Raw genomic sequence first — 26,051 nt, 5'->3', positions numbered from 1 at the left:
TATAATATCATAATGTTATTTTAATATTATGATTAATTTACTATGAGCAATTCAATTAAGGTTCTTATATCAAATTTAAAATATGATAATTTAAAGATTGCATCCTTTCTCTTGGCCGCCAGTTCATTCTTTATGTTGAACTTATTCAGTCTGGCTACAGTGTCATCATTTGATCTATTGCCTTTCGATGACATCATTGGTGCAAATTCAAATGTATTGTTTACTTATTTTTTGGATTTTAGTGGGGTTATAAGCTCAGTACTGTTGGTTGCGGTTCTGGTGCTATTCATTTTATTTCAGCTTATGATGCTGAGTTTCTACATGAACACTCATAGCAATAGATGGCTTGTCCTTATAGTAGTGGCTGCGATTGGATTTTATGGATGGGTTTCTTTAATTAACCCCACCATACAGAAGATCGAAGATAAGTATCTGACAAGCTATATGGTTGGTAGCAAAGTGTACTCAGACCAGTACCAAGAGGCATACGGTATTGTTGGTGACGAGAAATTAACTGATTTCGAGAGAGCGTATATGAATGCTCAAATCTCTGCGGATCAGATGAAACAATATCCTACACCAAATAACGAGTTGCTATTGAATGCTGATATGGTCCAATTGGACAGTGTACTCAGCCAAAATGAAGATAATGCAATAACAGTAGATTCTGATGTTATTTATAAGCTGTATGAATTTTCGGGTGAAAACGAAGAACTAAAATCTATTAAATCTGTAAAAAATTCAGTAGATAGAAAGGCATATATGTACGCTGTACTTATGGCAATATTTTATATTCTGGCTTTTTACAATATCTATTTGTTTAGGAATAGATCAGGGATGTAATAGGGTTGATCTAGTATTGTAAAGGTGCGGTATATGGTGTAAGCTTCAAAAATCAACTTGGAGTTTACATCATGCTTAATATTATTGATCCTATTGTTATTCCGATTCCACCCTATAAAGAACCAGTTGATCTGGATGAAGTTCTAAAGCAATCCAAAAAAGACGCATTAAGCGATCCTAAATACCTCAATGAAATAGACCGCATTCATTCATTCTTATCGAATATTAAAAAAACAAACCCTAACGATGTAGATTTCATTGAAAAAATACAGGGTGAATCTGTTCCCTTCTTAGATCAGCTTTATAGCAATCTACAAGTTCTTGAAGATAATATGTGTCAATATCCTGAATGTTTGATGGGTATCTCTGATGATTTGCTAGAATCGGTAAGGATTGTTGATAGCCTTGTTAACGTTTCGGATAGTGTGGGTAGGGTCCATACTTTAAAGCAAGGTGATCTAATCATACGTTATGACTCTGGAAAAGCAGGGTATGGCTACATAGTGAAGAACGGCAGTCGATCTAGCCGTTATGAAGAACAACATCTAAGTTCTACCTCCGACTTAAATTATAAAGTCATAGGTGACAATCACAGCACACTGAACAATGACTGGCTTTTTATAAGTGATAACTTCATTTCTGCTTTAGCGATTCATCATGCTACTGGTGTTATGACTATTGCTATTCCAAGGCTTGACAGTGCATTGATTGAAGAAGTGTTGAGTAAATATACCAGTAAAAAGGCAATGCTATTTATTGAAGCATCTGATCAAGTCGCAGACACCATTGCAGCTATAAAAGTAGCATACCCAATAAGCCGGAAAGGTCAAAGTTGGGCTGAATGTCGTGATATGTGCTTAAAAGATTTTGAAGAAAAACAAGCCATGGAAGAATTTAAAAAGCTTTTAAGGCATTCAATGAAGAACGCCTTAAAGTAACATTAAAGACTTAAGGTTGATGGTTGTAAATTAGGGCAAGTGGTACTTGAGTGGCCTTGCCCTGAGCCAGTTTATTATTAGGGTAAAAAGTAAAGACCCGATCATAAGCATACTTATTATCTTGAAATACGGCGAAGTCTTTGGATTTGAAAGCCTGTTTGTTGGCTAAATTGATCCAAACAATTCTGTAGTAGCCAGATTGAACATTAGAAAATTTAAAAGTGTCGCCGGCACGAATATAGCTTGCAGAAGTTAATTCGTTTAGATCGATGTTACGTGAATCGTTGTAATGCTTTTTCAGATATACAAAAACCGCAAGATTTGAATGACCTACTGTATTGCTAATAGTGATATTTAATTTCCCATGTTTATTCTTGATCGGGTAGCCAATTAAGTAACCAGTAGCTTGAGGAAAGGTAAATCCATTAGGTGCAACTTTGAGAAAATTAGGATTAACATTGATATGTGATTTCTGATTTCCCGCTAAAGTTTTAGATTTACCGTTTTGTGCAGGATTTGGTAGGGGATTGGGATTGGGTGAAGTTATAAAAGGGTTTAAGGTTTCATTGTTCTGAATAACGCGCACATCATTGTAATATTCATATTGATTAACGGCGTTTGGTTTTGGAACTGCTTTGGATGGTTCCAGTACGGTTGCAGAGGAAAAGTTGGTTGGTTCAGTCTTAGATTCAACTTGTTCAACAGGTTGGGTTTTATGATCAGATGAATTCCATCCTTTCTGAATTTTATTTTTCAGGGTGAAAAGAAATATTAAACCTAAACCCAGAATAATTATTGCAAATAGAATAATTATATTTCCCTGATTGTTTTTCATCCTAAGCCCTAATAATAAAATATTATTTTAATATTTTATTTTGAATCGTTTTTTGAATCAATCAATTGTTAATCGTTAATGACTGTCCTTAAAATTATTTTAATATTATAAGTATTGCAATATTGCGGTATATGTTCTATGCTTCTTACAAAGCATGTAGGATGTAAAATGATATGGCTACTAATAAAGATGATTTAGGACAAGTTGGTGATCCAACCTTCAAAGCGAATTGGAGTGGCTTTCTTTCACAGGACCTTACTAGACCAATCAATGAAAGCCGCAATGACATTTTTGAGAAGGCTAAAAAGGCAAAAACACGTAGTTGGCGTGATTTTATGGGTGATGTAATGGTCCATATTTTTGAAAACGCCGATGCAGAAGAAATGCTTGAGTTGTTAACCAAGAACAATTATTTGGATCAACGTGCATATCTTGAGGCTGCCAAAACTCTTGGAATGGATCGTGAAACAGCTAAAGAGAAATACCGTCAACTAACTTTACATTCAGGTGGCTAATATGTCTGAAACATTGAACCTAGATGGCTTGCTACCAGAGGCAGAACAGGGCCGGAAGAAGAAAGTAAAAAAAGTTTCTCTATCTCGACATGTCAGTGATCGTAAGCCGATTGCATTAAATTTCTCGAATGCAAATAAACCTCACGCGACTGGCTTGACTTATTGGCAGAGGTATAAACTAGCCACTCCCTTATTCTGGTGTATTTTTGATGGGTTAGCGAAACAACCAAATCCTGAAAACCCTTCTGAAATGCTGAGTGTGGTAGAAGTTATCGACAATGTTTCTCCTGTTGAATATGCTGAAAAATTAATGGCAGAGTTGAGAAATTCAAAATAAAAAGCATAACTTTAAGGCGCGTTTAACGCGCTTTTTTTATATTTAAATAAAACATTCAATTAAAATTATATATTATTAAATAAAAACATTCTTTTAACTTTAAAACTAATATAAAATAATTATTATTTTTTTGGCATTGTTTATGAAAATAAATCTACTAATCATTGCTATTGCCGCATTGGTTGTAACTCAAGCAAAAGCCGACTTTTTGGGGACTGTTTCTGAAATTAGAGATGGTGGTAGCGTTATCGTTAACTCAAAAGGGCAAGACATTGTAGTTAAGCTTAGTTCTATTGTTACACCTTTTCCGAATCAGGGGATGTATAGCCAGTCAAGGGAAGTTGCAGAGAGAATTTTCTTAGGCCGTGAAGTCAATGTTGTGACCAATAATAATCCCAATAATGGTTGTGTGCATGGCGAATTATTAAGTGGGGGTGTGAATCTTAACGAAGCATTGCTTCTGACTGGATACGCATGGTTATTTGATAAAGAATCAGCCCCAGAGCGATACCGTATTATTGAAGATCAAAATCAAAAACTTCAAAAAGGATTGTTTAATCCTGACTATCATTTTCATTTTAATTCTTTAAGCCTAACTCCCACCTATTTCTATAAGGAATGTTTAGCTACCAACGCAAAAGTACCTATCTCAGATCAACATGGTTTTATGGCTGAACAAAATAAATATGGATTTGGTTACAGTGTCCGTTCAGTGATGTTGGGTATTTTTTTAGGTGTGCTGTTACTCATTGGCCTATTTTATGTAGATAACTTGGGTCTTGACCTAAGTATTTCCAAGCACTTTAAGATCAAGAAAAAGGACGGGGATGATGGTTTTAGATAAAATGGAAGATAAAAAAATGACTCAGAATAATTCAAAGTTTTTTAAAACTGTTGGAATTCTAGGTTTTCTGGTTATCACATCAGCATTTATTTTCTCTAAAGAGTTTGTATCTAGCTTTTCTCATAATTTGATTAAAACTACTGGTGCTGTCTATCTATGTCTTATTATTCTTTATGCGTTTATTGTGCTGTACCGTTTTTTGGCAAAACGTAAAAGATTATTAACATTTAAAGAGATTTTAATCACTCTCGTTTTCTTATTTGGTCTGTATGATCTAGCCTTGCTTGCAGATAAGATATTAGTGCTTACAGACCGTGATCTTGATGCCATGCCTTCAAATATAATAACTTATATTTTGATTTTATTTTTTCTGGTATTCCAGAAATACATATTCAGACATGAGGTAAAATAGGTAGCAAAATATTATTTTTTGTTGCATATATGCGGTATATGGTGTAAATTTCAATATATTGCAACGGCGGTATTTATATGCTTGAATTTATTGAAAATGACAAACACATTCAAATAGCTTTAAAAAACAAGTTAAGTATTTCAAGTGTGGGTGAAATTATTAACTTAACCGTTGATAATACGAATTATAATTTGCGTGGGTTAAGCCCACAATTTAAAAGCGCCTCAATCAGTTTAGAAAATGAAAACGTCTTTAATGGTGTATTTTCTTTTACTGATGGTCTGACTATCTCTGGTAAAAATTCCATTGAACTTCAAGAGCTATATTTAGGATGGGAAGCTGTGCAGCTTGAAAGGACGCATGTTACTTTCAAGGTTCCAGTTTCTCGCATAGACTCTACCGGCGGGGTAGCGCCATACAATCCGTATTTTTTTGCTGTAGTTAATAAGATAGCCAGAATCTCAAAAAGTTTTGATCTGATCGGGTTTGGTGAGTTCTTAGATGATCGTGAGATGAAGTTCGTTCATCAGTATTGTTCATTTCATCCCGCTCTTAGAAAGCATATCACTATGAAAGACGAGTTCGGGTCGTCCGAGCGAGTTTCAATATCATGTAAGGCGTTTGAATTACTGGTATTTAATGCTTTGGCTCACGTAGAAGGTTATAGAGATAAATTAAGATTTAAATCCTTGTATGAGTCACGAAGCAAACAAGTTGAAATGCACGTAGATTTGGATGATGAGTTTTCATCTTCTAAGTTTTTAATGGAATATGAGCATGTTCTTGATTCACCTTCGATCTGGAATGAGAGTTTTGACTTTTATAATTACGAGAGTTCGGGTGGCCTTTTGGATTTTTTGAACCTCCCATTTTAAGATCATCTGTTTAAGAGAAATGAAAATTGTTATGAAACATATTGATGCTCTTTATGAGTATATTAATCATGCTTTAAATGAAAAAGAAAAAGCTTATCTGATTAAGCTGCTCGAAAAAGAGAATCGTGTAGATATACCTGTAAAGTTAGGTAATGATGTCTTAGAACGCGAAAATGACAGTTCTAAAGCTGCAAGCCAATCTCCTGTTGCAATACCTTTACAGTCGGAATTTCTCACTCTAACTAAGCGTACAGTGAAGTTCGGAGTGATTAAGAAAAATATCCTGATTCAAAAGCCCAAGACTTTATTGAAATTGCAGAATTTTATTAAGCATATAGGTCAAGCAGAAGGTGGATTCTCTGATGCAGTTATTCATAAAATTATTGAAAATTTAACTCTGGATCATGTGCTAATCGTGGATGAATCTCAAAACGTGAACTGGTTGAAGTAAATGACGATTTATAATCATTATTTTGAGCTGAATCTTAATGCCAGTAAGCTTGGGAAAAAAATTAAAGCTAATCCGAGTAAAGTTGCTGATATTTATAGAAGATCGATCTCAATCGGGATTAATTCATTGCATCAGATTGCAAAGAAAAAAAGTGCAGGGGGATATGCAGTCGCTATTTTGGAAACAGAACATCACTTCGATAGCGAGGCTACTCAAAATATTCAATCAAAAATCCGTGTGTATACGAAAAAGAAAACGGCGTTAGAGCATATTCGTTCCATAGTGCTTACCACAGAGTATTTCATTCATTACTTTGCTATTAGTGATGTGATTATGGTTCCAGAGGATTGTGAGCATTATTGTGCTTACATGCGAGTAAGGATGCCTACAGTTAAAAAGCAGTCAACTTCGGTGGAGATCAAAAAGGAAATACTAGAGCAATCGCCCGACTGTAATTTTATTTATTTGATGCCAAGTTCAAGCATGAATGGAAGTAAACGTTTGATCCGTTATTACTACAAAGTGGTCCCTATGGCCCCGATGAAAGCAGCGCAATACAGCAAGCCAGATGGCTATGGTTTTTCAAGAACCAATCGTATTTGTCCAGTAGCAAAAATTGTTATTTGATTTTTTTAAATTTAGATCGCAGAGGTGATAGCAAGCATAAGTACGTGATCAACATTAAAATGATTATTATTAATACTCCAAATATTCGCATATATTTATAATAAAACCACAAACATTAAACAAATGTTTTATTTTAAGAACCTATTATATATGTGGATTAATCTTATTTTGGAGAAGGTTATGGATGATCATGGTGATTTTCAGAAAGAGCTACAAAAATTGTCATTCACTAAGAACCTAATTATCTTTGTATTGTTTCCTTTTCTAATGATCGTATATAGTTTATTGATCTCTCATTTCTTCAATACGAATAACTTTTCCTATATAAGTGTTTTAGTCCTTATATCATTTGCAATTGGTACATTAGTAATGTTAGGCGCATATTTATTTAGTGTGATACAGGATGAAGCACAAATTAAAAATACATCAAAAAGAGAATAGGCATTAATGTTCTATTGGCATTTCATTAATACGCTTAATATATTTAAAGTGAGGGTAAATCTGTAAGTAATCTAGTTTGTTATAGACCAAAGCTTGCTTTGATATTTTGATCAGTAGGCTTTTATTTTTTTTAAGGAATTTATCAATTATATAAAGCTGTCTTTCGTACAGTGCTGTTTCTAACGCTTTATTATGACTCATTTGGCTTGCGGTCACTGGCTGACTTGTATAGTCCTGTCTGAAATTTAACAGATATAAATGAGCCAGACTACGCCACTGTTGGAAGTCTGATTCCGATCCGTGGCTATGGTTGTTAAATATTAGTAGTTCACCACGTATACCAGAAATAGAAAGCATCATTCGCCATTCTAAGAATTCTTTGGTGTTGTACATTGGGACTCGTGCTACTACTAAGCCTTGAGCTTCTGGGTTTACTGCTTTAGCTTCTTTAAATAATAGGATTTGAATATCATGTGGTAACTCTTTAAAAAATACATACATTAATAAATGGGAGGTTTCATGTACGGCGATATTTAATTTCTGGTTATATGAGAGGCTGTTATCTGATTCAACAATTAACTTTTGATAAAAAATGAAATTTCTTAAGAAGTAGTAATTGCACTGAGTAATAATTACATTAATGAATAAAACCAATAATAATCCAGAAATTATATTTTCAAGAGTGATATTTACTTGTATAAAGTCCAAAAAAAGATAGGTAATAAAATAACTTTCAATTGTAGAAGTTAAAATTATGGTTTTTATAAATGGTCGTTTATTATATCTTTCTAAAAATAATGTGGAAATAAAATGAATAGCTGCGGCTATTGATACGCAATAAAAAATATTTTTTACAAATAGAGGTTCGAGCGATATGAAGCCGTATATCGTAATCAATATCAGTCCTAAACCCAAAACACGTTCATTAAAAATAGTGAATGGAGCATACCAACTTGAGAATATTCCGCGATATTTTAATCGTGATTTAATTTTATGACCTAATGTTAACCAAATCGCAATGCCAGTAATTAACCAGAGAGATGAAGAAATCGTAATAGATAAGTAATAGCAGAAAAAGTATATGAGAGCGTAGAGTGCCATTATCTCAATGACACGACTTAAGATTGAACGCATTAACTACATTGCCTTAAGTGTGATCTGCTGTGGAGGGTAGCATAAACCTTGAGAACTGCATCCTTGATAGCGAAGTGTAATAGGTTTCCGTGTATTACCATTTACTTTTATTTTGGCTTTATCGAGGTAAACCGAATGAGTTCCTTGATTTGGGAACTTCTTGGCAATAGGTTTATTCAAAAAAATGAATTCTACTGGCCCTGATGAACTCTGTGCAGTGATTTTGCTTTGGTAAAGGTAGTATCCATCTGCAATCTCAATAGTGATTATATTGCCTTGTTGAGATGGTTTAAAAGCTTGGTTTGGAGGGATGAACTCTCGTGCATTAATCGATCCTATAAATAGTGACGAACTCAAGAGAAGTGTAGTTGAAAGAATAATCTTATGGTTTAATATTTTCATAATATTATATCCATTGATAATAAAATATTTGATTTATTATATGTGTATTTATAATAATTTTGTATAATATTTACCAACTATTCAATTGGATTTGGTATCTCTTATGGATTTGACTTATACGGGTCTATTTCAAAAAATCAGAGGGATTGAACAAGACATCATCAGGGACATCGAATTGGGGAAAATTGATATTTCCGAGATTCCTGAAATATTTGTTACGCAAAATATTGTTCTTAATTTTATAGTTACAGCTCAAGGAGAGTTATCTAATATTCCTCTAGTAAAGCTCGACAATATTATTTGTCTAGCGGCTTGCCAACTTAAAAATACTAATCTGCTTGAAATACCTCAAGAACGTACATCATGGGTAAGCCTCAATTTAAAAGAGCCATTCCTTAAATTAGTATCTGATCAGTACAAGACGGCGTTTGTGTGCGAAGCATTCGTAAAATATGACCATGAGAACATTAGGTACGTTCCTGATCAATTGCTGAATGATAGGGATTATCTGAAAAAGTTGTGCTTACTAAATCCCAAGATATTAAGTACTTTATCTTTCAATTCTTGTGATTATGAATTATGTCACGTAGCAATGGATTCTCCTTTGTTTACGCTCGACTGCCTACCTGAGAGTTGGCGAACAGAAGAAATCTGTCATGAGGCATTTGATAAAAACTATAAAGAGATTTTAAACTTCCCTTCGGCCCTTATTAATCGCTCTTTAATAGCAAAAGCAATTAGGCTTTGTTCAAAAGGTGAAGTTCAAAACATACTTAAGCTATTGGCTTCGGACCAATATGACAATGATTTGGTAGTAGCTGCCGTTTTGAAAGACGAAGCGGCTTTTAATTTGGTTCCTTATGATCGAATTACATCTGAAATTGTATTTAATATTGCCCCCCACATCCACAAGTACGAAACTCTATACCATGTACCAGAGAACATCTTTAACTCGAACCTTAACCACCGACTGATTTCTTGCAATCCGATGTCGCTCTATGCAATTCCTGCCAGATTCAGAACAAAAAGTTTATGTTTAGAAGCGGTTTCAGCAAATGGGATGGCTTTGGGCGCTGTTCCTAGTGCTTTAAAAACTGATGAACTATATAAAACTGCCATTACAAATAATGGTCTTGCTTTGAAATATGTTCCTACACCGTATCGTGACGATGAAATACCGATGATGGCTGTAGAGCAAAATGGAGAAGCTATTGAGTTTGTGCCTGAGTCGGTAGTAGATGAGGTGATCTGCCGTAAGGCTGTGATGCAAAATCCCCATGCAATCTATTACATCCCTAAAAAAATGCAATCTAATGAATTGTTTCTTATTGCTCTAAAGCAGCTACCAATGGTTCTAAAATTAATTCCGGTTGATTCACGAACGGTAGAACAATGCCTAATGGCTATTGAGAAGGATAAATCTCTGTGGGATTTTGTACCAATTCAATTGAGAGAAAACCGAAGATTGATTGCTAAAGCTGAAAAGCTTGGGTTGATCGAAGTGGAATCAAAAGAAGTGAACGAGGTAATTTAAACTTTCAAAAATTATTGGTTTTAAGCTTTTAGCACTATAAGAGTTATGGTGCTTTTTTTTAAATAAAAAAAGCCAATTAGTAAACTAAGAGGCTTTCTTGTCAGAAAATTAATAAATGTCTTTAGCACTTATTTCGTAAGCGAGATATGACTCAGCAAGCTTAAGCACAGAGTTGATTTTAACAATACCCAAACCACGTTTATGAACGAGATTTGAAGGTTGAGAATCAGTTCTGAACTTAACCCAATCAACAAGCAAATTGTATTCTGCTTGAGTAAGACCACTTTCATCAAAAGAGGGAAGCTTAGCAGTTTGACGTACAGAAACGTTAAACTCTTTGTTATAAGCAAAAAGACTTTGCGTATAAACTTCGCTGCCATCTCTTGAAAGGCGAATGGTATTGATCGGTGAGCGTTTATCTACAGAGGCAAATTGAGTAACTGTACAAGCTGCACAAGTTCTCTTTTTACCTTTAAACTGTAATGCGAAATACAACGCATTTAAGTCCTTGTAAACTTGAAGGCTTTTGTTGTGATCTGGGCAAGAAGTATGCTCATTAATAACAAAAACGTTTTTCATTTTAGGGAAGCAGATACCGCCATTAATAAGATTAATAACAGATTGCGTGTTAACAGTTTTAGAAGCATTAAGCTTTTGCATGGTAGAACTCCGTTGGCGTACGGATAACGGAAGAACGCAAATTGTGCGATCATCAGCTATCCGTACAAATATTTAAAAAATTTAATTGTATGGATAGAATCTGATGAAAATCACAAAAAGAGTATGTGTTCTTCAATTCCAATCTTAATGGAACTTTTATTATTCTGCAAATGTTTAAAGATGAGGCAGAAATGAAAAAAGCCAAATAGAAAAAATTCTAAATGGCTTATTATTAGTGGTTAACAAAGAGGTTGAGGCTTTGTCTGAACTTATCGATCAATAATAGAATAACTACCATTTCTCAAAAGTTTTAATATCTTAAGATGATGTTTTGCATCATCTTTTCTAGCTTTTTGAGCAGCTTCGTAACTGTTAAACTGAGTGCGTTTTGAAACCGGAATGCTGTTGTAATCATGACAAATAAATTTGGCAATATCTGATTCTGAAAGCAAGAAAAATAGCATAGTAGTGACTCCGTTGGCGTACGGATAACGGAAGAAGGCAAAAGTGCTTTCATCAGTTATCCGTACATATATAAAATTAATGTTTGGATAATGTCTGATGAGAATCTTCTAAAAACATTCTTCAAAACAATCTTAAAGTAAGTTTTAGTGTTAGGCAAATATTACTTTTTAATTCCGAAGTTTTTACAGATATGGTCAAATTCTTAACTTTTCGGATAGTGGGATTGGGTTTGACCTAATCTCAACTACGGGGGCAACGAAAAGCCAATGAATAAAAATATCATTAATATATAATTAAGCTGTTTAGTATTTTATTTATCTTAAATATTATTAAAACAATTGTATTTATATAATAGAATATTTATTATAATTAAATTGAGTTAATGACCTCATAATCTTATGAATATTCATAAAGCTATTTTAGACTTAAACAAACTTGTTCCAGATGTCGATAAGTTCGTGAGCTTGTGGAAAATTGAGCAAGCTATTGATAATAATAAATCTTTCATTGTCCCTAGTTATGTTTTATATCCTCATTATGAGCGTTCGATCAGCGTAAATGCTCAGCAAGATCAAGAAATCTTAGGCTTGCCGATCGGCAACTATGATTTCCTGCATTCGTTATTTATCTGGTCAATGAATCCCAAGACAGTAGTTGTTTCTGAAACAGTTATGGATTTTATCTATAAAAGCAGTTTACTGGACTATATCAGTCCTGAGCTTTTATTTTCATTTCCATCACAAGCCATTTTGGTGAATCAGAAATTCGGGAACTATGATGGAATCATGTTCTGTAAAGACTTCATAGATGATGGTTTTAAAAAACAATATTCCTTAAACATCTCTTTATTTTCAAATGATGGGCGATATGGGAAATATTTTTCATTCGTCTTACCGACTGGTGAGCAGTTCAATCCATTTCAGGATTTCAAAGAAAATCCGGAATGGAGCAATGTGGCCTTTGTTTTTTACGTTCTTTTTTATGTGCTTAATGAGTACTTACATAAACAAGATATTTTGAACCAAGATGGCATTGATTACATGGGCTTTCACTTGGAGCAGAAGATAGAACAACACCGGTTTTTAAGTGGTTCATGGAGAAATGCCCACTGGCACACTTATCAGGAAAAAAGAACTGATGGTAAGTTGGTGAAATCAATTAAGTGGATTCAACCTACATGGATCGCATATTAAGAGAGTTGTATAAGCATGAATAAGTCGAAATTAGCCTTGGCTACTGCAATTGCAGTACCAGTAATTGCTATTTCAGTGTATTGCGGTAATGAGATTTTAAATCCGGACAAGCCAGTAATTACCCCAGATACCTATAAGCTTTCATCGGCTGAACGTCCATTAAGTGAAAGTGATCGTGTGTGGGGAGCTGCACCCCAAAGTGCATGTGACGCTTTGGCAAATGCTCATATATATACAACTGGCTACGCCTTAATTGATCCTGAAACGAATTTGTATGGTTGCAGTACATCGGAAATAGATATACCGAACCAGAAAGAAAAAAAGACATTACAGTACCAAGTAACTGGTTTTAATGACAAAGCTACCAATATTAAATTGGTGATGAAGATTACTGGTGATCAGAATACAGCAGAAGCCTTGGTAGCTAAAAAAAGTTGGGCGGTGTATTCAGCAGTATTGGCCCAAACCGTTTTTTCTCAGCAATTAAGCGAGGAAGAAATGCAGCGATTGGCAAATATAAATGCAGGGAAGGAATATTCTCGTAACCACAATTTGCAATTAGTATCAAACGCAAAATATTCGGAAGTTAATAACGTGGGTGTATATACCTATGAAATTCGTGGTCTACCAGTATTAAACGGCGGTTAAAAATGCAAATGAAATATCAAGTAGTATCATTGGTTCTTTTGGGATTAATTAATTGTGTTTCTTATGCAGAAGTTAATCCCTCTGCGCCTAATTATTCAGAGAATGAAAAACAGAAGAATATTCAGAGATTACGTGAACTTGCAACGCAAAGTCAGGCTGAAACCATTCAATCTGCTAGTAATTATAATAAAGCAATGTTCGATGCAGCGCGACAAGGGTATGGCGGTTATTCGGATATAAATGTAGAATTCGATATTAACGATCGGGGTCTTTCAAGTGCGGAACGAGCGTCTATAGAAAATACTAGACGGAATGCTGCAATAATGAAAGAACAATTGAAAGGGCTAAAATGAGTTTTGTTGATAATTTTCTGAATGCACTTGATATTCAGGAATGTATTAGTTTTTCTAATGAAAATGAAGTAACCATTTTTGGCTTATGGAAAGTTGAAATCCTTGACCCTAAATGCCTGAAAATGTACGAAAAAAACTCATACGGAGATTGGTGTTCTGTACAGCATTGCGACTGTCATTTACCTGTGTTTGTTGAATCTGGACGAATTGCCTTCGATGGGCGGCATTCTTTTAACTTTGAAGAAATGCTTGAGCATGAGCATAGTTTAATAAGTTTTAAACATAATTTAATTGAAGCTGTTAATTACAAATTATGCTGCTTATTTGATGAAATTAATATTAAGCGTTCACACTATATTAATAAGCGTATTATTAATTTTATTAAGGCTAAACTGAAAGAAACTAATATTGCACGCTTATCATTATTAGTTGCAAAACTGCATTCATTTTTTCAAGATAAGTTTTTTTCATTAAAGCCATTGGTTGAAGTATATCCATATGCTCCTGAAAAAATCCGTATTAGCACATTAATTAATTTATCTAAAAATACGGATGTAATTAAACTTTATAATCACTTTTTACCCAATCATTTAGTTATTGCTAAATTTCTGCATATATCACCAGAGTTTTTGTCTAAGCTTGAAGCTTTATCATCTTCATCACGAGCTTCATTCGCTAAAGTTGTGCTTTCAAATATTGATTATCATGCTCGTTTTGATAATGATGATATTTCTTTCTTTATTAACTGTGATTATTTAAGTTTAAAACAATTCTCTTACGATAAAGCTAATTTCATTCCTTGGTTGAAGTTCTTCTCTAAAGTTTCTCGTAATTGCCGTTTTGAAAATATCCACCTGTTATTTAGGGAGTTTATGCGGATCGGAATAAGGGGTTGCAATAAAAACAGACGATATGTTGAGGCAATTTTTTCTTTTTTCCAGTCTAAGAGCTTCCAGAACAATACTTATGATCTGAACTATGCAATTAATTATAGTTTGATTGTGAATAGTATTAACTGGAATTGCACTTATAACGGCAATGTTGACCGTTATATTAATCATCTGGATTACTGCATTGATGAAACTAGAAAGTCTGATGTGTTTCGTGCATTTAAACGCTTCGAGAGAAATGATGCCTATTATCTTAAGTCAGGATGTTCATATGGCTCCCTACCGACTGAATATGTGAATGATCTTTTAGTGAATTGTCACATATTAGTTGGACTGGAATGGAGTGATATGATGCAAAGTGATATGGGTTTTGTTTTGCAGAAAGTAGGGGATAGTTATCTATTAGTAGGCTCAGATAATCAACCAGAACGCTCTTATTATCACACAATTATTGTTGGTGAAGAAATTGATGTCGCCTTTAATTCGAGTGTAGATATTGAAGGTTATTTTGAGGAAGTTTTACGCTCTTACGTTATTTGAAAAGCAGATCATTCTTTATATATTAAGAGGGGATATTTATTATCCTCTTTTTTTATTCTAAAAATAGAAAAATATTACTCTCCTAGTATTGCTTATATGCGGTATATTTTGTATAGTGTCTATATCAACTTGGAGGTAAATATGTCTAAAGCGAATTCATCAATTAGTGGTCAAGATCAACGTGGCGCTGCTCTACAGACCGCTCTTAACCAGATTGAAAAACAATTTGGTACGAATGCAATTATGCGCCTTGGATCAAAAAAAGTAACGGCTGTTGATGCAGTTAGCACTGGTTCATTGGGTATTGATATTGCGACTGGTATTGGTGGCTTACCTAAAGGCCGTATTGTTGAAATTTTTGGGCCTGAATCTTCTGGTAAAACAACTTTAACTCTACAAACTATTGCACAAGCTCAGAAAAACGGCGGTGTATGTGCTTTTGTGGATGCCGAACATGCGCTTGATCCGCAGTACGCGAAAAAATTAGGCGTAGATATTGATGCACTTTTGGTATCGCAGCCTGACCACGGCGAACAGGCTTTAGAAATCGTAGATATGTTGGTGCGTTCTGGTGCTGTTGATATGGTTGTTGTTGACTCTGTTGCAGCATTAACACCAAGAGCAGAGATTGAGGGTGAAATGGGTGATTCTCACATGGGCTTGCAAGCACGCCTCATGAGCCAAGCACTCCGCAAGATCACAGGTAATGCCCAGAAAACAAATACGCTCGTTGTATTCATTAACCAGATTCGTATGAAGATCGGTGTCATGTTTGGTAGCCCTGAAACGACAACCGGCGGTAATGCACTTAAATTCTATGCCTCTGTTCGACTTGATATTCGCCGCATCGGTCAGATTAAGGAAGCTGATGCGATTGTGGGCAACGAAACTAAAGTCAAAATCATTAAAAATAAAATGGCACCTCCTTTTAAAGAAACCCAATTCCAGATTCTTTATGGCAAAGGTTTTAACCGTTTAGGTGAAATCATTGATTTTGGTGTCCAGTATGACCTTATTGAGAAGTCTGGCGCATGGTACAGCATGAACAAGGCAAAAATCGGTCAAGGTAAAAATAACGCTATGGCGTTCTTGCAGGAAAACCCTGATGTATGTGCAGAGTTGGAGCGTAAGATTATTGATCGTGCTTTCAATGGGATCACTACTGTCGAACCTGAAAGTCCTGAACTTGAACTAACTGGTAATGCTTCTTAGGAAGCATTCCAGATCAAACCATTAATTCAGACTTTATAGGTGAACACATGAACGAAAGCCATTACTCATTTTCTGCTCTACAAGGCATCCAAGGTCGTCAGGCAGTATTCCTTCTTCAATTGCCATTGAAGGTGATTTCAAAGCTTATAAAGCAGGATGATATGAGCCTACCTGTTGATCAGCGTGGTCAACGTATGCTGAATAAGACTCGTGTTGCTCAGATCACTAAGTATGTACTCGATAATCCTGATACTTATGTATTGCCGCCTCTTGTCGGCTATGTCAAATATGGGTTAGTGCAGTTCGATTCTTTCGAGGGGAGCTTTAATTTAGGTAAATTAAATATAGCGATTGATGCAGAAATTTTGTTGTCAGATGGTCAGCATCGCAGAGCTGCTTTGGAAGAAGCTGTAAAGCACCGTAAATTTTTAGGTGAAGAAACTATTGGGCTTATGCTCTATGTGGGTAAAGGGGTAGAACAGGCTCAACAGGTGTTTGCAGATATTAATATCAATGCAACTAAGCCGGCTCAGTCGATTAAGCTGCTTTATAACCACCGTGATCAGTATAATACTTTAACGCGATCTATCATTAATGAGATTCCATTGTTCAAAGATTTCGTTGATTTTGAGCGCACCAATTTGCCGGCCAAGTCTGACAAATTCTTTACCTTTAGTGGCCTTTATCAAGCTTTTAAAGTCATGGTTAAAGACCACGGAGAGGATTTTGAAGCTGCTACGGCGCAAACCTTCTGGGAACAGGTTTGCTTAAGCATTCCAGAGTGGAACCAGTTGGAGAATGGTCAAGTACTACCAGAACAATTGCGCGAACAATATGTTCATGCTCATAGCGTGGTATGGCTTGCTTTGGCATCGGTCAGCAAACAGCTTATGGATTATCACCCGACTGATTGGCATCAATATATTGAGAAACTAAGCACAATTGATTGGTCCCGCGATAATTTGGTTTGGAAAGATCGTTGTGTAGTTGGTGGGCGCATCTCTAAGACTCGCCAGAACATCATTTTGACAGCGAACCAGATCATGCAGGAAATTGGCCTTGAGCTTCCTAAAGCGTATCAGGAAGTTGAAGATACCTATCTTAATGCAGCTTAGAAACGAGCATAACGTAAAACAGTAATGTCGATGTGCATTACTGTTTTATTGTATGCAAACAATATTTGAAGGGAGATATGATGGATAAGCTTGTATTATTTTTAAAATATATAGCGATTTTAATTACCATATTCATTATTACAAATGGTTTCTTAATGCTGACAGTATATGGCTTTAGTATCTGGTTTATGGTTCTAATGATTGTTGAAATTGTTTTATTGATTTCACAGTTCTATCTGTTAAAGCCAAGAAATTTACACCCACTCTTTAATGCTGTCTATATTCTGCCATTTCCTATAATATATATCGTGACTTTGTTTGGGTAGGTTTTACTCAATCATTAAATTTAAAATATTTTGTCATGAAAAAATATTATAATACGGCGTGAATTTCCTGATCGTAAAATATTAAACAGGGGTTAAAAGACTTGGGATAAACCATGAAGCAATTTATTCAGAAAGCTGATAGTCCATCAACGTTTTATGGTGTACTTTCGATTGCTACTTTAAGTCTGGCTTTAATCACCAATATGCTTGTTACACCTTCAAATTCCAAGATGTCATATTCAGTGTTTATATTCACCAAATTATTATTGTTTCTAGGGTTTATGGTTTTAAACTCGATAGCTGTTGTGAAGTACATGCAGAGTAGAGAGGCCATGAAAAAGAATGCAAAGAACTAGGTTTATCGACCTTATTAAACTAGGTTTAACGACCTTTATTCCTTTCCAGAACATCATTCCTGTGTATCACACTGGTTTTAATTAAGTTTGATATTGAATCACAATTACTATTAATAAGAATTGCTTTGTGGATTTTTTGAAACACCTTTTTATTATTATTAAAATCCTCTCGAAGTATTTTAGTATGTTCTTTCCAAAGTTTTTTCTTTTCTATTTCAGTTAGATTTTCTACAAGATTATCTTCCCAATCTCTTTGTAATTGAATTCGGGTTTTTTTAGTAGGCGTTATGCCTTTAAAATTATGAATGCACAAGCTACAAAATATAGCTCGTAACTGTTCTGTGTGAGGATCACTTAAGGTCCATTCAACATGGAAGGCAAAATTTGATTTACTTTCAGTTTTTCGGATTTTATATTTAATCCCTCTTAATTCAAAAAATACGACCGTTGCAACAAATAAAACGTTCTGCTGATTATCAGCGTTAAATCTGGATTGTTTTAAGAGCTTGCGGAATGAAAATAAGTGGATGGAACAAGCAATAGCGGTGAGGCCAGTCAGAGATGCAAGAAATTCAGTCAGTGTCGTGATCTGACGCGCCACGTATGCGGTCATTGGAATCATGACAAATAGGGTGGCGATAAACGTTGAGAAATAGATTATTTTGTCAATTTTCTTGTCCAACAGGTTTACTCCGCTCAAGTGTTAAGCCACCAGTATTAATTTTTAGAATCTTGAGCATAGTACCCATGGGAAACTATGCTCACTAGATGGTCCTTTTTAACTTTTCGGCATTTTTTTCATGTATACAGAAGCCGGTTCATATCCAAGTTTAACCGCCCGACTGAGATACTGCATAAATTGCTGATGATCACTTGGGATGTCTGCTGATCCGACCTGATAAAATTTAGCTAGGGTAAATGCTGCATGTCCTGAACCATTATTTACAGCTTCGTCCAAGTGATCTAGGGTTTCATTCAGTACTTTAATATCGCTTAAGTTGCTTGAAGCAAACAAGGCAGTTAAAAGAGATAAGCCATGTATATTTTTCTGATCCGCACTCATTCTTGCGTACTTATAGGCAGATTTTAAATCTTGATCTTTACTTTCAACATAAAGATTGGCTAAGCGTACTTGAGCTTCTGCAACGCCTTTATCGGCAAGAAATTTATTCAGTTTAATTGCCTTGTGGCTACCAAATTCTTTCTTTTTAAAATGTTGATGGAATATATCAGATACCATGTTGACCACTTCTGGAAGCCATTCTGAATGCTCTACAGCTTCCATTAGATATTTTGAGGCTTCGGTATAATTTCTAGGTTCGCTTTTCGCTACAAAGTAAATGCCTAGCAATAGTGATGCAGTATGGGATTTAAGCGCACTGGCTTGTTTTAGCATAGCTATACCTTTATCGGTATCTCCATTTACATACTTTCCATCAAGGTAGATTTCTCCATAGAGTACCATTGAGTCTACATGGCCCATTTCAGCCGCTTCTTGCAACAATGTTAAGTATTCGTCTGTATTGGTTGGATCGATAGTGTATTTTGTATAAGCCAAAGCAGGGAGGGCAGATTTACAGCCACCGAGTACAGCTTGAGTTAGCCAATCGCTTGCAGACTTATAATTCACTTCGGTCGCTATGCCTTCTAGGTACATACACCCCAAATTCTTCATTGCATGATGATTGCCTTGCTCTGATGCTTCTTTGAAAAATTTGAATGCCTGTTTAAGATCGGGTTGAACAAACTCACCTTTCAGGTACATTGCGCCAATATTGTTGGTTGCATTGCTATTTCCTTTTTCCCGCGAAAGCATATACCAGTGTAGTGCATGATCTTTAAATGAATGATAGCCAGTAATGGAGTCATACATTTCAGCGAGTTCACATTCTGTTGAACCATTATTGTTTTCGATGTTGCCTTCAATAGCTTTTTTATAAGCCTTATCGGTATGTGTAATGAGTTCGTCTATTTTCGTTTTAGGCGTGTCTTTAGTATTGAGTTTGCTCAATAATCTTGAAATTTCAGGCAGGGCAGACGGATAGCCAACTTCCATCGCATTGAGGTACTGGTCAATAGCAGCTTTATGATCTGGTTCGCCGTTATATCCAAGCTCATACAGGCGACCCATATTCACCATGCAAGCAGGGAGTTCAGATTCCGCACCATGTTGAAACCATTCAAATGCTGATTTAAGGTTTTTGGGTACTCCCAAGCCGGCCATATACATCATACCAAGGCTATTAGCGGCACTGATCCCTTCTGGCTTATTTACAGCATCCATGAGTAAATAAAAGGCTTCATCATATTTAAAAAAAGCGGCATTCGGATCAAGGTAAAGTGTTGCAAGGTTGATTTGAGCATGAACATGCTTGTGATCCATTAGCTCAATAAAACACTTTTCAGCCTCCTGATAATTCTTGTTGTCGATATGGATAAATGCTTGATTAAATAAAGAAGCGAAATCGGTCATTTTTATAATCCGTCAAATAAATTAAAGAGAGAAACTTTTAGTTTTAAGGGGTTGAACTTTATCAAGATCGTCTGATAGTTCTCTTAAGCTTTTTGGCTTACCAAGACCCAAAGTGTCGTAGTGAATTCGGTTATGGAAAACAATAAACCGGCGGCCGGTTTCTGCAACTTGCATACCTAGAAGCATGGGTACATACAGTTGCTCAATTTCACCAGTAGGCAAATTGTCTGGCCCATATACTTCCCGAGAGAAAATCTTTAATGGATTGAAGCGTTGTTTAGGAGCAAGCTCAGTCATTCTTTCACGGCCAAAGCGATAAGTCCGACTTCCGAATACCTTGACCTGTAGTTCACCGTTTAAAAGCCGTGTTTTCATACTTTCTAGGTTCTGGATGTAGTCAGCTTCCTGAGAGATAAAATCCTGTTGAGAATAGGGATAGTCGCAATAAACACTGAGTACAATACGCGCAATATCTTTGGATACAGAGAATGTATTTGCCCCTTTACCATCATCAATCAGAAAGGTGGAAATAGATTCTTGTGGATCACATGGAGCCATGTAGGTAGACGGTTTACCTTGGGAATCACGCCCCTGAGCTTCTACATACTTTTGGGGAATATTAAAAGCAGCAACGGCGTTACCATTGTTATCAATGATCTCAGCCTGAAAGCGACCTTCACGCATGATGTTGTTGGTTTTGGCGAGTGTCTGTCGTAGAGCAAAGGCGATCATCTCAAAGTTTTTGGCTTTTTCTTCAATGTTGAAGAACCGACAGAACTCTAGGACATTGGCCCATGCGCGAATTTTCCCATTAGGAACGTTGGTTTCGTCCTTGTATTGGATATTCACATAGCCAGTGACCGTTTCAAGGGACTGGTACTGAGAAATGGTATTAGCCCAATGGCTACGATAGGTGGCATATCCATTTTGATTGCCCAGAGAGAAGCAGCGATCAAAAAACAGGTAATTAGCGCGGCGTTTATCACGTTTGGCAATGAGTTCTTCGCGTGGCTTTTGACCTGCATATAAACGAGTAACGGTATGTTTGGCATTAACGAGGTTGCTTTCTTTCTTCATTGCAACGAGATCATGAGCTGATTCATCAATGCTACTCATGCGTACTCTGGTATTTTCACCTGTAATGAGATTAATACCAGTGGCATAGGTCGTTCCCGACTGATCATTCGAGATGTCAGTTACTTGAAGGTAGATATTGGTGATATTCAGGCTATTGGCACTGTCACCGTTTTTAGCTATTTTCGCTAAGGAACTCATAAAGTTTTCAGACATGATAAAACCCCAAAGTTTGATAATTATATTTTATATTATTTGATGTTTTTATCAATAAAATATTAAGCAATTATATTAAATATTATATAATAAGCTCTATATATTAAGAGTGCTAATTATGGATGCGTACAGCTTCATTCTAAAGTGCATTAAACCTCATATTTTAGACGGTATTTTTACATCACTGTCGAGTTGTGATTTGTGTGGGCGAAGCGAAGTATATGTAACCACAAGTGATGAAAAAACAGATATTTGTCAGGTTTGTCATTTCCTTCAAACTCCAAATCCTCAGTGCTTTGGCATGTTGACGAAAGTACGCGCCCATAGTGCTGTTAGCTTCTTAAATTCATTAATAGTTTTTGATGAACAAGATGGTCTGACTATGGTAGTCAGCGAGAAATATGCAAGCCAAGCGCCGTCCAATGAATCTATTAAATTTGTGGTATATGGTATAAATAAATACATAATAAAGTTACTGAATATCCCTAGTAGAAAAGTGATTATTAAGCCATCTATTAGATATGAAGATTTTGCTTGTGACTTGATGCTCTCTGATGAACGTTCTGCATATATAACCACTCCAAAAGGAGGGTATTGTATTAACGTAAATATATGGAACCGGCTGTCAAATTTAGTTCGATCTAATGAACAGGACATCGTATCCACGGCGATAGAGTACCTAGAGAAGATTGCAGTCGGTGATCTATTGAATACGGATCAGCAAGTCAGGGAGTTTGTGAGTAAGCATCCGGTTCTCATGATCAAGTTCAATGAGCTTTTATCCATGGATATTCACTCAAGGCTATATATCCTGAAATTACTTAAGTTGGTGTGCAATGAAGCAATTTGATGAATGGTTATTCCAAATCAATGTGCCAGAGGGCAAGGATGCTCACCATGCGCTCGTACAGTGGCTACGGCGAAATAATTTAGGTGAATTGTTTACTGAGAGCTATAAGGCCATAACCTACGTGGTATATCAGAATGCCAGTGGATATAGCCTGATCGCAAAAAGTTGTATTGCTATAGATTTGCCCCATGTAGAGCATCATTATTTTGAGCTTGATCTCGATCAGCCAGTGAAGGTCGCCGTACAGTTATCAACCAAGAGAAAGGTCCGTCCACCTAATCTACTGCATGAATCGCAGTCCAGTACCAGAACCAAAACAACGATTAGGCTTATGACGGATACAGAGAAACAGGAACGGATACAGGGCATCATTGATGAATTAGGTTTTGATCCGGATCAGGTTAGTTTTGAGATTGTTGAAGGAATCGGTATTCCAGTGCTGCATAAGCGGCAGAAGCTTTTTATTTTGGAGCCGACAATGAATGTTGTGATCCAAAGCAAAGTAGCTGATCCTGAAAAGTTTGAGAAAGCTTGGTGTTATGGTGTAGGAAATAAGCGTGTTTATGGCTTAGGGTGTGTGAGGGTGCTACAGGATGAATAATTATAATCTGGCAGAGTTAATCCATACGGCGTTCAATCCTCATGGGATTGTTGTATCTCTGGGTGGTCGTTATGTGAAAGAGCAGTACCACTACGCCCAAGCTGTAGGCGAAACACTTATGCGGCCAGATAATGCGCTTGCGATCATTGAGGCTGAAACTGGTGTAGGTAAAAGTCTAGGCTACCTGATCCCATGTTTAATCTTCTTAAGTATCACTCCGGATGCAAACCAGATCATCATTTCTACTTTTACTCGCTTGCTGCAAAAACAGGTCATGCACAAGGATATGCCTTTTGCTATGCGTGTCGTGGAGCAGTTGGGCTTGGAGCCGGCTACCTGTGCCTATCGTATGGGCCGTCAGGCATTCTTCTGTCTGGATCGTACCGAATACGTGATCAATAAGCTGAAACAGCGTTATTCTCATGATGATGAATATTGTAGCCAGTTGGATTCATTCATGGATTTCGCCGTGGATAGCTGCAAGAGCGGTACAGGTCTTTGGTTGGACTGGTTAGAGGAATATTATGCCTTCCCAGAACACGTACATAGTCGAGATATTTGCTTGCTGTATGACGGCAGGATCAATAACGATGCTTATGTCCAACATATCAACAAGGCAGCATCAGCGCGTCTACTATTGACCAATCACGCAACTTTAATTGGACATGACCAAGTAACGGATTTTGCCGAATCTGCTTATATGGTGATTGCAGATGAAGCGCATCACTTGGATCGTTTAATGGCAGAACGGTCTAATAAAATTCTCCCGATGGCTCGAATCAATTATCTGTTGGGCTGTGCAAAAGAATTTGATGTCTTTGCGCCGTATGTGAAAGAAACTCGTAATTTCGTTAAACACTGGTTAGCAGCAGTTAATCAATACGACAAGGCCAATGGTTCCTATCAGGATTTCTACATCAGCTCAGGCGGCCATAAGCAATGGCTTAATGACCAAGTAGACTTTGTGGCTCATGTAGAAGCAAATCTAAGACATCTGGAAAAGGATTTCCGTACCTACCAGAAGAACAACAGCTTGAATCATTCCCAAGTAGAGTGCCTAGAGCGGCTAGATGAAGCTTTGCTTACTTTGGCTCATTGGAGAGCATCTAATGATTACCTGTATAGGGCGGTACTGTTTAGCGACAGTATGCGTAATCCAAGTCTGGCCGTAGTAAACCCAATCGCATCTCGCTTATTTGCTCATACGGTTAAACGTCTAACCTCTAGGATCATGATTACATCAGCGACCCTATTTGATAACCGGCCTGATGATAAAGCCATTGCTGTTGCCGGCGACCTTGGTTTCTCTCATGAGGCGGTTACGTGCCTGTTGCGCTTAACACCAAGTACCTACGGTGAAATGCGCTTTGTGCTTCCATCCAAGAATGTATCAGTACCAACCAGTTATGATCGGGATAATCGCTGTAATCGTTTTAATCATTATTGGTTGCAGTACACCGCCTCCATGATCCGAGAAGCATCTAAGACAGGGCCAACACTGGTACTGACGTATTCGTTTGAAGAAACTCGTTTAATCAAGGAGCAGCTTGCCGGCATGGGAGTGAAATATATCGCTCAAGATGCAGGGACCCGACTGATGGAGTGTCTACCAGAGTTCATTAATGGAGATTGCAATATCCTATTAACGCCGTCTGGTTGGGATGGTCTGAATCTCCGTACTTTGGATAATAGGCAGCTTCTACAGCATGTCGTGATCACTCGCATCCCGAATGCACCTAAGAATGAATTGGAGGAATATGTAGCTAAGGAATACATGCTATCCAAGAATATGCCTCCACATATCGTAGATAACATCCTATGGCTTAAGCAGAACAACTATTGTGTCCGTGTGCTTAAGCAGGGAATCGGGCGAGGTGTGCGCTCACCAGACGACAGTATTATGGTTTGGTTCGCTGATCCACGTATGCCGTACTATAACTCTCCTAAAGCCAAACCATTGATCAATGCGATTCCACATCGATTCATGGACAATTACGCTCAGGCAGCAATATTTACCAGTAATGGGGATATGAATGTAGTGATGGACCAAAGGGTTTCGGTTGTCTTGTAAGAGCGAAGTAAAGAAACGGGAAATAATCTAATTTTAATCACACTTTAAAAAAAGCTATTTAAATAGAATGGCTTTTTTTATTTCACGTTAAGTTAAAAAATAAGTTTTAATTAAACTAATTTCGTTTAATCAATGCCGTATTTGTTTTGATATTTTTTTAAATAGTTTTTGTGCGCCGTCCTTGTAAATGAAGTTGATTCTGTAAAGCTAATTAGTTTTATTCATCAAAATGATAATAATTATCCATAGGTTTAAAAGGTTAAATATTTCTCTAATGTTGCAGTTTTATATTTATTTGCTTCTAAAATGCAATATAATTAAAGGATCAACAAGACATAATAGGTATGCTATTAATGAGCAATGACTTTAAAGATAAACTAGCCGATTCTACAGTTGCAGAATTACAACAACTTTCAGTCGAAATCGCAAAAGCAATTGAAGAACGAAAGTATAAAGAGATTAATGATGCTCGTATTCAGGTGCGTCAAATTGCGGAATCTCTAGGTATTACTTTAGAGGAATTAATGGCTGAACCTGAAAAACCGGCTAGACAAAACAAGAAAGCAAAAATCAAATATCGCAACCCTGAAAGCGAAAATGAAACTTGGACAGGCCGTGGCAAGCAACCTAGATGGTTAACACAAGCATTAGAGAGTGGTGCGAAATTAGAAGATTTTGCTGTGTAGGCAAAAAAGACTATAGAAAGGGAGTATGCAGATGCTCCCTTTTTTTATCAGGTCAGAAAAATATAAACTTTCTTATTTGTATTGGATTATTAAATATATTATTAACACTAAAACATTAATAAAACATTTTATAA

Annotated in this window: 28 protein-coding genes; 20 read left to right on the top strand and 8 right to left on the bottom strand. The window is 36.3% G+C overall.

The window, feature by feature from the left end; genetic code table 11:
* The first annotated feature begins 42 nt into the window (after positions 1 to 42).
* On the top strand, positions 43 to 843 hold the full coding sequence (locus ACRAD_RS14550; protein ID WP_016801531.1) for a hypothetical protein: 801 nt from the start codon (positions 43 to 45) through the stop codon (positions 841 to 843).
* 71 nt (positions 844 to 914) lie between these two features.
* Positions 915 to 1,781, top strand: a complete 867-nt coding sequence (locus ACRAD_RS14545) for a hypothetical protein (protein ID WP_010700077.1) — start codon at positions 915 to 917, stop codon at positions 1,779 to 1,781.
* 10 nt (positions 1,782 to 1,791) lie between these two features.
* Here the strand turns inward: ACRAD_RS14545 and ACRAD_RS14540 are convergent, their stop codons facing one another.
* Complete coding sequence (locus tag ACRAD_RS14540) at positions 1,792 to 2,616, bottom strand: hypothetical protein (protein ID WP_010700076.1); 825 nt, start codon at positions 2,614 to 2,616, stop codon at positions 1,792 to 1,794.
* 173 nt (positions 2,617 to 2,789) lie between these two features.
* On the opposite strand from ACRAD_RS14540, the gene ACRAD_RS14535 reads away from it, so the two are divergent.
* The 7 genes from ACRAD_RS14535 to ACRAD_RS14505 all read left to right on the top strand — a co-directional run bounded on the left by ACRAD_RS14535 (position 2,790) and on the right by ACRAD_RS14505 (position 6,677).
* Entirely contained in the window at positions 2,790 to 3,131 is a 342-nt protein-coding gene (locus ACRAD_RS14535) for a hypothetical protein (protein ID WP_010700075.1), read from the top strand.
* Position 3,132: 1 nt separating this feature from the next.
* Complete coding sequence (locus ACRAD_RS14530) at positions 3,133 to 3,468, top strand: hypothetical protein (protein WP_010700074.1); 336 nt, start codon at positions 3,133 to 3,135, stop codon at positions 3,466 to 3,468.
* A 142-nt stretch (positions 3,469 to 3,610) separates the two neighbouring features.
* Positions 3,611 to 4,312, top strand: coding sequence for a thermonuclease family protein (locus ACRAD_RS14525; protein WP_010700073.1), 702 nt, complete (start codon positions 3,611 to 3,613; stop codon positions 4,310 to 4,312).
* Positions 4,296 to 4,724: a hypothetical protein gene (locus ACRAD_RS14520; RefSeq protein WP_010700072.1), complete on the top strand. Its 429-nt coding sequence runs from the start codon at positions 4,296 to 4,298 to the stop codon at positions 4,722 to 4,724. Before ACRAD_RS14525 ends, ACRAD_RS14520 begins: the two co-directional genes overlap by 17 nt.
* Positions 4,725 to 4,801: 77 nt before the next feature.
* Positions 4,802 to 5,599 carry a hypothetical protein gene (locus ACRAD_RS14515; RefSeq protein ID WP_010700071.1) on the top strand — a complete coding sequence of 266 codons (798 nt, stop codon included), beginning with the start codon at positions 4,802 to 4,804 and terminating at the stop codon, positions 5,597 to 5,599.
* A gap of 31 nt (positions 5,600 to 5,630) precedes the next feature.
* Entirely contained in the window at positions 5,631 to 6,050 is a 420-nt protein-coding gene (locus ACRAD_RS14510) for a hypothetical protein (RefSeq protein WP_227548716.1), read from the top strand.
* A complete protein-coding gene (locus ACRAD_RS14505; protein ID WP_010700069.1) occupies positions 6,051 to 6,677 on the top strand; it encodes a type I-F CRISPR-associated endoribonuclease Cas6/Csy4 in 627 nt (208 codons plus the stop codon).
* A 444-nt stretch (positions 6,678 to 7,121) separates the two neighbouring features.
* On the opposite strand, the gene ACRAD_RS14500 is transcribed toward ACRAD_RS14505, so the two are convergent.
* Complete coding sequence (locus ACRAD_RS14500) at positions 7,122 to 8,252, bottom strand: hypothetical protein (protein ID WP_010700067.1); 1,131 nt, start codon at positions 8,250 to 8,252, stop codon at positions 7,122 to 7,124.
* Positions 8,253 to 8,255: 3 nt separating this feature from the next.
* A complete protein-coding gene (locus ACRAD_RS14495; protein ID WP_010700066.1) occupies positions 8,256 to 8,654 on the bottom strand; it encodes a protein-disulfide reductase DsbD N-terminal domain-containing protein in 399 nt (132 codons plus the stop codon).
* A 103-nt stretch (positions 8,655 to 8,757) separates the two neighbouring features.
* Between ACRAD_RS14495 and ACRAD_RS14490 the strand changes: the two genes are divergently transcribed.
* Positions 8,758 to 10,188, top strand: a complete 1,431-nt coding sequence (locus ACRAD_RS14490) for a DUF4116 domain-containing protein (RefSeq protein WP_010700065.1) — start codon at positions 8,758 to 8,760, stop codon at positions 10,186 to 10,188.
* Positions 10,189 to 10,296: 108 nt separating this feature from the next.
* On the opposite strand, the gene ACRAD_RS14485 is transcribed toward ACRAD_RS14490, so the two are convergent.
* Together ACRAD_RS14485 and ACRAD_RS14480 are read right to left on the bottom strand one after the other, a co-directional pair.
* A complete protein-coding gene (locus tag ACRAD_RS14485; RefSeq protein WP_010700064.1) occupies positions 10,297 to 10,848 on the bottom strand; it encodes a hypothetical protein in 552 nt (183 codons plus the stop codon).
* A gap of 269 nt (positions 10,849 to 11,117) precedes the next feature.
* Complete coding sequence (locus ACRAD_RS14480; protein ID WP_010700063.1) at positions 11,118 to 11,312, bottom strand: hypothetical protein; 195 nt, start codon at positions 11,310 to 11,312, stop codon at positions 11,118 to 11,120.
* Positions 11,313 to 11,711: 399 nt separating this feature from the next.
* Between ACRAD_RS14480 and ACRAD_RS14475 the strand changes: the two genes are divergently transcribed.
* The 6 genes from ACRAD_RS14475 to dndB all read left to right on the top strand — a co-directional run bounded on the left by ACRAD_RS14475 (position 11,712) and on the right by dndB (position 17,264).
* Positions 11,712 to 12,506, top strand: coding sequence for a hypothetical protein (locus tag ACRAD_RS14475; RefSeq protein ID WP_010700062.1), 795 nt, complete (start codon positions 11,712 to 11,714; stop codon positions 12,504 to 12,506).
* 15 nt (positions 12,507 to 12,521) lie between these two features.
* Entirely contained in the window at positions 12,522 to 13,154 is a 633-nt protein-coding gene (locus ACRAD_RS14470) for a hypothetical protein (protein WP_010700061.1), read from the top strand.
* 2 nt (positions 13,155 to 13,156) lie between these two features.
* Complete coding sequence (locus ACRAD_RS14465; RefSeq protein ID WP_010700060.1) at positions 13,157 to 13,507, top strand: hypothetical protein; 351 nt, start codon at positions 13,157 to 13,159, stop codon at positions 13,505 to 13,507.
* Positions 13,504 to 14,937, top strand: coding sequence for a hypothetical protein (locus ACRAD_RS14460; RefSeq protein WP_010700059.1), 1,434 nt, complete (start codon positions 13,504 to 13,506; stop codon positions 14,935 to 14,937). Before ACRAD_RS14465 ends, ACRAD_RS14460 begins: the two co-directional genes overlap by 4 nt.
* Before the next feature lie 141 nt (positions 14,938 to 15,078).
* Positions 15,079 to 16,149 carry a recombinase RecA gene (gene recA, locus ACRAD_RS14455; protein WP_010700058.1) on the top strand — a complete coding sequence of 357 codons (1,071 nt, stop codon included), beginning with the start codon at positions 15,079 to 15,081 and terminating at the stop codon, positions 16,147 to 16,149.
* A 47-nt stretch (positions 16,150 to 16,196) separates the two neighbouring features.
* A complete protein-coding gene (gene dndB / locus ACRAD_RS14450; protein ID WP_042861436.1) occupies positions 16,197 to 17,264 on the top strand; it encodes a DNA sulfur modification protein DndB in 1,068 nt (355 codons plus the stop codon).
* A gap of 707 nt (positions 17,265 to 17,971) precedes the next feature.
* Here the strand turns inward: dndB and ACRAD_RS14445 are convergent.
* From ACRAD_RS14445 to ACRAD_RS14435, 3 genes are all read right to left on the bottom strand, one after another.
* Positions 17,972 to 18,646, bottom strand: coding sequence for a hypothetical protein (locus tag ACRAD_RS14445; RefSeq protein ID WP_016801610.1), 675 nt, complete (start codon positions 18,644 to 18,646; stop codon positions 17,972 to 17,974).
* A 78-nt stretch (positions 18,647 to 18,724) separates the two neighbouring features.
* A complete protein-coding gene (locus tag ACRAD_RS14440) occupies positions 18,725 to 20,419 on the bottom strand; it encodes a tetratricopeptide repeat protein (protein WP_010700053.1) in 1,695 nt (564 codons plus the stop codon).
* A 21-nt stretch (positions 20,420 to 20,440) separates the two neighbouring features.
* On the bottom strand, positions 20,441 to 21,709 hold the full coding sequence (locus ACRAD_RS14435) for a hypothetical protein (protein ID WP_010700052.1): 1,269 nt from the start codon (positions 21,707 to 21,709) through the stop codon (positions 20,441 to 20,443).
* 118 nt (positions 21,710 to 21,827) lie between these two features.
* Between ACRAD_RS14435 and ACRAD_RS14430 the strand changes: the two genes are divergently transcribed.
* The 4 genes from ACRAD_RS14430 to ACRAD_RS14415 all read left to right on the top strand — a co-directional run bounded on the left by ACRAD_RS14430 (position 21,828) and on the right by ACRAD_RS14415 (position 25,917).
* Entirely contained in the window at positions 21,828 to 22,559 is a 732-nt protein-coding gene (locus ACRAD_RS14430) for a hypothetical protein (protein WP_010700051.1), read from the top strand.
* The gene (locus tag ACRAD_RS14425) at positions 22,546 to 23,160 is read left to right on the top strand and encodes a hypothetical protein (RefSeq protein ID WP_010700050.1); all 615 of its coding nucleotides are present in this window, start codon (positions 22,546 to 22,548) and stop codon (positions 23,158 to 23,160) included. Before ACRAD_RS14430 ends, ACRAD_RS14425 begins: the two co-directional genes overlap by 14 nt.
* A complete protein-coding gene (locus ACRAD_RS14420; protein WP_142093816.1) occupies positions 23,153 to 25,231 on the top strand; it encodes a helicase C-terminal domain-containing protein in 2,079 nt (692 codons plus the stop codon). The genes ACRAD_RS14425 and ACRAD_RS14420 overlap by 8 nt, the downstream gene beginning before the upstream one ends.
* Positions 25,232 to 25,584: 353 nt before the next feature.
* Positions 25,585 to 25,917, top strand: a complete 333-nt coding sequence (locus ACRAD_RS14415) for an H-NS histone family protein (protein ID WP_010700047.1) — start codon at positions 25,585 to 25,587, stop codon at positions 25,915 to 25,917.
* The last annotated feature ends 134 nt before the right edge of the window (positions 25,918 to 26,051 follow it).

This window comes from Acinetobacter radioresistens DSM 6976 = NBRC 102413 = CIP 103788 (assembly GCF_006757745.1).
Lineage (GTDB): Bacteria > Pseudomonadota > Gammaproteobacteria > Pseudomonadales > Moraxellaceae > Acinetobacter > Acinetobacter radioresistens.
This window is presented reverse-complemented; position numbering and strand designations above follow the sequence as displayed.

Coding starts and splice junctions, on each gene's coding strand:
- ACRAD_RS14550 (WP_016801531.1), top strand. CDS start 43: ATGAGCAATTCAATTAAGGTTCTTATATCAAATTTAAAATATGATAAT.
- ACRAD_RS14545 (WP_010700077.1), top strand. CDS start 915: ATGCTTAATATTATTGATCCTATTGTTATTCCGATTCCACCCTATAAA.
- ACRAD_RS14540 (WP_010700076.1), bottom strand. CDS start 2,616: ATGAAAAACAATCAGGGAAATATAATTATTCTATTTGCAATAATTATT.
- ACRAD_RS14535 (WP_010700075.1), top strand. CDS start 2,790: ATGGCTACTAATAAAGATGATTTAGGACAAGTTGGTGATCCAACCTTC.
- ACRAD_RS14530 (WP_010700074.1), top strand. CDS start 3,133: ATGTCTGAAACATTGAACCTAGATGGCTTGCTACCAGAGGCAGAACAG.
- ACRAD_RS14525 (WP_010700073.1), top strand. CDS start 3,611: ATGAAAATAAATCTACTAATCATTGCTATTGCCGCATTGGTTGTAACT.
- ACRAD_RS14520 (WP_010700072.1), top strand. CDS start 4,296: ATGATGGTTTTAGATAAAATGGAAGATAAAAAAATGACTCAGAATAAT.
- ACRAD_RS14515 (WP_010700071.1), top strand. CDS start 4,802: ATGCTTGAATTTATTGAAAATGACAAACACATTCAAATAGCTTTAAAA.
- ACRAD_RS14510 (WP_227548716.1), top strand. CDS start 5,631: ATGAAACATATTGATGCTCTTTATGAGTATATTAATCATGCTTTAAAT.
- ACRAD_RS14505 (WP_010700069.1), top strand. CDS start 6,051: ATGACGATTTATAATCATTATTTTGAGCTGAATCTTAATGCCAGTAAG.
- ACRAD_RS14500 (WP_010700067.1), bottom strand. CDS start 8,252: ATGCGTTCAATCTTAAGTCGTGTCATTGAGATAATGGCACTCTACGCT.
- ACRAD_RS14495 (WP_010700066.1), bottom strand. CDS start 8,654: ATGAAAATATTAAACCATAAGATTATTCTTTCAACTACACTTCTCTTG.
- ACRAD_RS14490 (WP_010700065.1), top strand. CDS start 8,758: ATGGATTTGACTTATACGGGTCTATTTCAAAAAATCAGAGGGATTGAA.
- ACRAD_RS14485 (WP_010700064.1), bottom strand. CDS start 10,848: ATGCAAAAGCTTAATGCTTCTAAAACTGTTAACACGCAATCTGTTATT.
- ACRAD_RS14480 (WP_010700063.1), bottom strand. CDS start 11,312: ATGCTATTTTTCTTGCTTTCAGAATCAGATATTGCCAAATTTATTTGT.
- ACRAD_RS14475 (WP_010700062.1), top strand. CDS start 11,712: ATGAATATTCATAAAGCTATTTTAGACTTAAACAAACTTGTTCCAGAT.
- ACRAD_RS14470 (WP_010700061.1), top strand. CDS start 12,522: ATGAATAAGTCGAAATTAGCCTTGGCTACTGCAATTGCAGTACCAGTA.
- ACRAD_RS14465 (WP_010700060.1), top strand. CDS start 13,157: ATGCAAATGAAATATCAAGTAGTATCATTGGTTCTTTTGGGATTAATT.
- ACRAD_RS14460 (WP_010700059.1), top strand. CDS start 13,504: ATGAGTTTTGTTGATAATTTTCTGAATGCACTTGATATTCAGGAATGT.
- recA (WP_010700058.1), top strand. CDS start 15,079: ATGTCTAAAGCGAATTCATCAATTAGTGGTCAAGATCAACGTGGCGCT.
- dndB (WP_042861436.1), top strand. CDS start 16,197: ATGAACGAAAGCCATTACTCATTTTCTGCTCTACAAGGCATCCAAGGT.
- ACRAD_RS14440 (WP_010700053.1), bottom strand. CDS start 20,419: ATGACCGATTTCGCTTCTTTATTTAATCAAGCATTTATCCATATCGAC.
- ACRAD_RS14435 (WP_010700052.1), bottom strand. CDS start 21,709: ATGTCTGAAAACTTTATGAGTTCCTTAGCGAAAATAGCTAAAAACGGT.
- ACRAD_RS14430 (WP_010700051.1), top strand. CDS start 21,828: ATGGATGCGTACAGCTTCATTCTAAAGTGCATTAAACCTCATATTTTA.
- ACRAD_RS14425 (WP_010700050.1), top strand. CDS start 22,546: ATGAAGCAATTTGATGAATGGTTATTCCAAATCAATGTGCCAGAGGGC.
- ACRAD_RS14420 (WP_142093816.1), top strand. CDS start 23,153: ATGAATAATTATAATCTGGCAGAGTTAATCCATACGGCGTTCAATCCT.
- ACRAD_RS14415 (WP_010700047.1), top strand. CDS start 25,585: ATGAGCAATGACTTTAAAGATAAACTAGCCGATTCTACAGTTGCAGAA.